General features: G+C 63.1%; 3 protein-coding genes and 2 pseudogenes. All 5 read left to right on the top strand.

Translation table 11 applies throughout. The features are described from left to right. Positions 1-619: 619 nt before the first annotated feature. The gene (locus tag JX325_RS10815) at positions 620-2,314 is read left to right on the top strand and encodes an HlyD family efflux transporter periplasmic adaptor subunit (RefSeq protein ID WP_204791137.1); all 1,695 of its coding nucleotides are present in this window, start codon (positions 620-622) and stop codon (positions 2,312-2,314) included. A gap of 1 nt (position 2,315) precedes the next feature. Then, positions 2,316-3,017, top strand: a complete 702-nt coding sequence (locus tag JX325_RS10810) for an ABC transporter ATP-binding protein (protein ID WP_204791136.1) — start codon at positions 2,316-2,318, stop codon at positions 3,015-3,017. Beyond that, complete coding sequence (locus JX325_RS10805; protein ID WP_204791135.1) at positions 3,014-4,282, top strand: ABC transporter permease; 1,269 nt, start codon at positions 3,014-3,016, stop codon at positions 4,280-4,282. The genes JX325_RS10810 and JX325_RS10805 overlap by 4 nt, the downstream gene beginning before the upstream one ends. A gap of 14 nt (positions 4,283-4,296) precedes the next feature. Further along, positions 4,297-5,547: pseudogene (locus JX325_RS10800) on the top strand (S-layer homology domain-containing protein). A 1,187-nt stretch (positions 5,548-6,734) separates the two neighbouring features. Further along, positions 6,735-7,108 (top strand): annotated as a pseudogene (gene mtnA, locus JX325_RS10795) (S-methyl-5-thioribose-1-phosphate isomerase); the annotation flags it as partial.

Here is a 7,108-nt window from a genome sequence, read left to right as displayed (position 1 = left end):
CCAGCGCAAATTTGTACATGCTTGCCAGGGCGGGCGGTTCCCTATGCCCCGCCTAAGGTTTTTGCGCCCTTCGGCCGACTGGGACTGGAAAAGCGAGGAATTCATCCCCCAATATGGCCCTTTATTGGACGGTTTTATTACCTACGTCTGTTTGCCTGCCTTTTACCTGCTTTAATCAGTGCTTCCTTAAAAATGCCGCTGATGCGGCGGGATTCCTGTAACCTGGATATAGCAGAGGATTGGATAAAAGAAGAGCCTCGTTCTTCGGGGCGGTTTTTCCTGACAGGGGGCTTTGACGGAAATCCGCCGGATTCCTTCCAGATATTTGTACAGAATCGCCGGAAACCCTTCCAGCCCTTCCAGCGTCTAACCTGTAAAGGGGCCGCGCCCAAATCTTTCGAAAAACTNAAGAANTCTGTANCCGTTTTGTTGTTGTTTTCCCCGCCGAACGGTTCTAGCATAGATGATACAGTTTTGATGCAGGACCCCGCTACCCTGTCCCTGTGCCGTCCCGGCGGCGGACGCCCCGCGCAGGACCGCCGTTTCAGGCCCCGCGCCTCCCCTTGGAGGGAAGGCGCGGCGCTCAGAAATTCCATCCAACCTTTGAAGGAGAAAGCCTATGTCAGAAGTCATGGATCGCGAACAGCAGGCCGCGGCCGTTGAGACGGCCCCGCCTCCCGCGCCGGAAACGGCGGCGGAGAAGACCTCCCTTTGGAAAAAGTGGAAGGGGATGCCCCGGAAGAAACGGCGGAAAATCATCCGGCGGTTTGTCTTCCTCCTCATCCTCATCGCCGCCGGTTTGGGAATCTGGAAATTCCTCTCCGCCAAGAAAGGCGGCGAGGAAACCGAGGTGCTCACCGACGTGGTGCAGTACAACTCCATCACCTCCACCGTGNAGGGCAGCGGGCTGACCAAGGCCAAGGACAGCGAAACCATCACCATNGCCACCACGGGAACCGTGTCCGAGGTCTTCGTCAACGAGGGCGACACCGTGGAGCCGGGGACCCCCCTCTTCGTCATTGACTCCGACGCCGCCCGCACCGCCGTGGACAAAGCCCGGCAAGACGTGCTGGGCCGGGAGAAGCAGCTCAACGCCCTTTTGAAGGACGTGGCGGGCCTCAACCTGGCGGCGGGCTATTCCGGCAAGCTGATGGAAGTGGTGGACCTGAACCCCGGCGACACCATCAGCAAAGAGCAGAAGCTGGCGGTGCTGGCGGACGACACCCGCCTGCGGCTTACCCAGTACTACAGCTACGCCTACGAGGGCATGATCCACCAGGGCCAGAGCANGGATGTCTCTATNCCCGCCCTGATGAGCTCCATTCCCGGCACGGTGGAGGCGGTCCACATGGTCAGCCGCATCACGCCGGAGGGCACCAAGCTCTTCTCCGCCGACATTCTGGTGGAAAACGAGGGGGCCCTTACCGCCGAGATGGCGGCCTCCGCCACCGTGACCACCGCCGAGGGCGAGACCATCTACCCCTATGAGCCCGGGAAGCTGGAGTACTACCGCACCGGCGATCTGAAATCCACCGTCAACGGCACCGTTCTCTCCAGCACCCTGGTGGACTTCCTCCAGGTCACCGCCGGGCAGGTTTTGGTCCGGGTGNACGGCGAGGACAGCGNGNCGGAGATCTACTCCGCCCAGCAGAGCCTGGACGAGGCCCAGAAGACCCTGGAAACCGCCGAGAAGAACCTGGCCAACTGCTCCGCCGTGGCCTCCATCGCGGGCAAGGTCATTGGCCTTACGATGAAACCTGGAGACGAAATCGCCGCCAACACCACGGTGGTCACCATCTCCGACACCTCCTCCCTGANGGTCAACGNCACGGTGGANGAGCGGAACGTCANCGCCGTCCAGGTAGGGACCATGGTAGACCTGGACCAGTGGGGCACCATGGCAATGGGCACGGTGGAAAGCGTCAGCCTCTCCAGCACCATCAACAACGGCGTGGCAACCTATCCCATGGTCATCTCCGTGGACAACGCGGAAGAAACCCTCCAGGTCAACAGCTACATCAACTACAAGCTCANCGCCAGCGAAAACNACNACTGCCTGGTGCTGCCCCTCCAGTCCGTGCGCACCGTCTCCACCGAGGAGGGCGAGACCCTGACGGTGGTCTACGTCAAGGGCGACCGTCCGGACAACGTGGTGGAAAACATCATGGCCGACGAGACGATTCCCGAGGGCTTCTGGCCCGTGGCCGTGGAAATCGGCATCTCGGACAACTACAACGTGGAAATCAAGTCCGGCGTGGAGGAAGGCACCGAGGTCTTCACCCAGATTCAGACGGCCAACCCCTGGGGNTACTGATATGGCAAATCTGATTGAATTGAAGGACATCTTCAAGATCTACGGCGAGGGTCTTGAAAGCGAGGTCCGGGCCCTGGACGGGGTTTCCCTCACCATACAGCGGGGGGAATTCGTGGCCATCGTGGGCCAGTCCGGCTCCGGCAAGTCCACCATGATGAACGTCCTGGGCTGCCTGGACATTCCCACACGGGGGAACTACCTCCTGGACGGCACCGACGTCCGGGAGCTGACGGACACAGAGCTCAGCCGCATCCGCAACAAGGAGATCGGCTTCATCTTCCAGCAGTACAACCNGATTCAATCCCTGACGGTGCTGGAAAACGTGGAGCTGCCCCTGATTTACCAGGGCGNCCGGGCGGACGACCGCTATGACCTGGCCCTGGAGGCTCTAAACCGGGTGGGTCTTTCCAACCGCGTGAAGCACAAGCCCACGGAGATGTCCGGCGGCCAGCAGCAGCGGGTGGCCATCGCCCGGGCCATCGCCACCAAGCCCCCCATCATCATGGCCGACGAGCCCACCGGCGCCCTGGACTCCCGGACAGGCCACGAGGTGCTGGAGTTCCTCCAGCAGCTCAACCGGGAGGGCACCACCGATATCCTGATTACCCACGACAACGGAATCGCCGCCACGGCCCGGCGCTGCGTGCGCCTCACCGACGGAAAGATCGTGGAGGACAAGGAACAGGAGGTGGACTGGTTTTGAACATCCGTCAGGCAGTGAAAATGGCCTGGAAGTCCATCATCGGCAAAAAGGGCCGGTCCATGCTGACCATGCTGGGCGTCATCATCGGCATCGCCGCCGTCATGACCATCGTCTCGGTCATGAGCGGCTACGCGGCAAAGACCATGGAGCAGTTCTCCGCCATGGGCAGCAACAAAATCTCGGTAGGCATCGACAACTATGTCTATATAGAGGACGAAAACGGCAACTGGGTCCCGGCGGGAAAGGACTACTTCCCGGACCTGTACGCCTACTGCAAGTCCATCCCCCAGTACATCGTGGGCATCACGCCGGAGGCCCGGGCCAGCGTCAACGTGGTCTACGGCACCAAGAACTCCGCTAACTTTGAGTGGGACTGGGACGAAATGGGGAACTTGACCGGCCAGCGGCCTCCGGACGTGTACTACGTCTCCGACCAGTACAGCGCCTGCAACAATCTTGTCATTGCCAAGGGCCGGGACCTGGGAGAGCTGGACGTGGAGCGGTACAACCAGGTCTGCGTCCTGGGCTCCCAGGCGGCGGAGGCGTTCTTCGACTCTGCAGACCCGGTGGGCAAGGACCTCCAGCTCAACGGGCAGAGCTTTGAGGTGGTGGGACTTTACGCTCCCCGCATCTCCGGGAGCGACGCCCAGGGAAGCACCATCGACAACATCATCGTCCTGCCCTACACCGCCCGGCGGCTCTTGGGCGGGGACTACATCTCCAACTTCATCGTCAAGGCCAGGGNCGGCGTCTCCACCACGGAGGTGGCCACCCGCATTCGGGGCTTTTTGAATGGCCTGATAGACCCCTCCACCGGGGGCTCCTGGGTGCAGCCCGACGACCGCGGGCTTCAGTACATGAACGAGCAGATGGGCATGATCTCCCTGGTGCTGNGCGGTATCGCCGCTATCTCGCTGCTGGTGGGCGGCATCGGCATCATGAACATCATGCTGGTGACGGTGACGGAGCGGACAAGGGANATCGGCATCCGCCGGNCCATCGGCGCTCANCGGANCTCCATCGTCACCCAGTTCTTGATCGAGGCGGCCATGCTCTGCGGCATCGGCGGCGTCATCGGCATTCTGATCGGCACCCTGGGCTGTTATGTGGCGGGAAACCTGCTGTTTAAAATGACCATTTACCCCTCCGCCAGCGTGACGGCCGGGGCCCTGGGGTTCTCCGTGCTGCTGCGGCTGATCTTCGGCAGCTACCCCGCCATTAAGGCGTCCAAGCTCCAGCCCGTCGAGGCGCTCCGAGCGGAATAATGAGGAGGAAGACTATGAAAAAACGCGTGTTGTCCCTGCTGCTCCTGGCGGCCATGGCGGCGTCCTTACTGGTCCTGCCCGCCCAGGCCGCGCCCCCCGCCAACCGCTTCTACGACCTGGGCGGCGACGCTAACGCCCAGGTGGAATCCCTGCGGCTTATGGGCGTGATGGACGGCTTTTCCGACGGGAATTTCCGGCCCAACGGCCAGCTCACCCGGGCCCAGTTCTGCAAGATGGTGGTCTGCGCCCTGAACGCCGAGGACGAGCTGGGCCTTTACCGCACCGTCACCGTCTACCCGGACGTGAAGCCCTCCCACTGGGCGGCGGCCTATATCAACATGGCCTCCAAGGGGAAGAACGCCATCTCCGGCTTCTCCGACGGGAAGTTCTATCCCGACCGCACTGTCACCCTGGGCCAGGCGGCCACCATTCTCCTGCGGGTCCTGGGGTATAAGGACGAAAACATCGGCGGTGTGTGGCCGGACNGCTATCTGTCCTTCGCCGCCTCCATCGGCCTCACCGACGGGGTGGACACCACCAAGGGAAACTCCCCCCTCAGCCGCAGCGACGCCGCCATCCTTTTCAACAACCTCCTCCGGGCGGACGTCCAGGGGGATAAGGCCGTCAGCAATTTCCTCNCCGCCGCCGGGCTGACCACCAAGACGGACATGGTCCTGGTGTCCTCCAACGCCCGGGGCCCCGACGGCAAGGAGACCGCCATGCTCTTCTCCGACGGATCCATCTACCAGATGGCGGGAGACAAGGCGTCCAACGGCTCCCTCAACGGTCTGAAGGGCACGCTGGTGCTGGAGGGGCAGAAGGTCCGCACCTTCCTCCCCGACGCTCTGGGNANNAGCCGTACCGTCACGGTCGCCAAGGCCGAGGCCAACGTGATTACGGACCGCTCCGGCGCCAAATACAACGTCACCTCCGGCACCAAGGTCTACCGCAACGGCGCGGAAACCACCTGGAGCGAAGCCCGGTCCTGGGTGAATCCCGGCACGTCCCTGACGCTGTACCTGGGCACCGCCGGAAATGTGGAATTCATCTTCGTCGGCGGCGGCGACAGCTCCACCGAGGCGGTTATCGTCTATGAGAAAAACTCCGTCAAGGGCTTCGACGCCCTCACCGGAGGCGTGGGCGGCTACACCATNTNCAANANCGGCTGCCGGGCCAACGCCAAGGACATGCGGCCCTATGACGTGGCCACCTATGCCAGCTCCACCAANNCCNNCCGGGTCTGCNACACCCGGCTGACGGGCTAATACGAGTCCTGCACCCCCAGCCCCACGGAGCCCACCAGCCTCCGCCTTCTAGGCCACGACTTTGNCGTGCTGCCCACGGCCCAGTCCACCCTGNCCAAGTTNCNTCCCGGGGACCAGATCACCCTGCTGCTGACGGAGGACAATAAGGTAGCCGGGGCGGTAAAGCCCAACACCGCCGGAGCCAATGCCAACGCCATCGGNATCGCCACCTCCGTNTCCGGCACCAGCGNCACGGTGGAACTCCTCTGCGGCATTGAGATCAAGGGCACCGTGGACCTGGGTGAAGCCTACGGCAACCGCGCCGAGCAGATCCGCCAGGAGGAGCTGGCCCGGNTGCAGAACCGCCTGGTCCGAGTCACCTCCACCGGAAAGAACCGGATTGGCCTGGTGCGCCTGGGCGGCGGCGTCTCCGGCGCGCTGGACNTGGAAAAGCGCCGGATCGGCAGCAGCAATCTGGCGGAGACTGTCAGCGTCTTCCGCTACACGGCAAAGGGCATCGACACCCTCAGCCTCAGCGNCCTGGGGGCCGGGCCCATCCCCAACGGTGAAATCAGCTACGCCCACACCAACTGGGCGGGACAGGTGGATATCATCGTCCTGGGAGCTGTGGGCAGCGGCGCGACCCTGTACGGCCGCACCTCCATCTCCCTGGACGACCGCGATGTCCGGCGCATCGCCATCTTCAACGACCAGGGACAGGTGACGGACTATTTCCGCAGCAACTACGACATCGCCGGAGGCGTATACGTGGCGGCGGTGGAGTCCAACGACGGCACCGGCTTCTCCAGCCTCAAGCCCCTCACGGCCTTGAAGGACGTGCCCAACACCGCCTGGAGCGGAGAGGGCGCCGTCACAGTGGACGGGCGGACCTACAGCATCCCCGTCACCGTCATGGCCTACAACAAGGACACGGGGGAGTGGATCTCCGCCGGAGACGGCAAAAGCGTGGTGGACATCGCCCACGCCTATGCCAAAAAATGCGACATGTACGCCAGCGAGGACGGAGTCATCCGCGCCATTGAGGTAGGCGGAGACTTCCGCTGAGGCGGCTCCCGCAGTTTAAAGAAAAGCGCCCGGGCACTTTGTGTCCGGGCGCTTTTGCCCCTTGGCCGGGGCCGTTGCAAAAAGCGGCGGCCTATGCTAGAATCGAATTCATACAGCCGCCGCAAAAGAAAGGAGCGCTCCACATGCCTATTTCCCTGAAAGCCGTCACCCACGCTCAAAATATCCGCTATGACAAGGCCGCCGAGGCCCTGTACATCATTGACCAAAGCCTCCTGCCCAACGAGGAACGGGAAATCCGCCTCCGGACCGTGGACGAAATGGTGGAGGCCATCCAAAAGCTCCGGGTCCGGGGCGCCCCGGCTATCGGCATCTGCGCCGCCTACTGCCTCTATGCCCTGGCCCGGACCATCGAGGAGCCGGACGCCGCCGCCTTCCAGGCCCGGCTCCGGGCGTATTCCGCCCAGCTCAACGCCTCCCGCCCCACGGCGGTGAATCTCAGCTGGGCCCTGGGGGAGATGGGGCAAACCGCCGCCGCCCACGCCGGGGACCCCCGCCC

Source organism: Oscillibacter sp. CU971, from assembly GCF_905219725.1.
Taxonomy (GTDB): domain Bacteria; phylum Bacillota; class Clostridia; order Oscillospirales; family Oscillospiraceae; genus Oscillibacter.
This window is presented reverse-complemented; position numbering and strand designations above follow the sequence as displayed.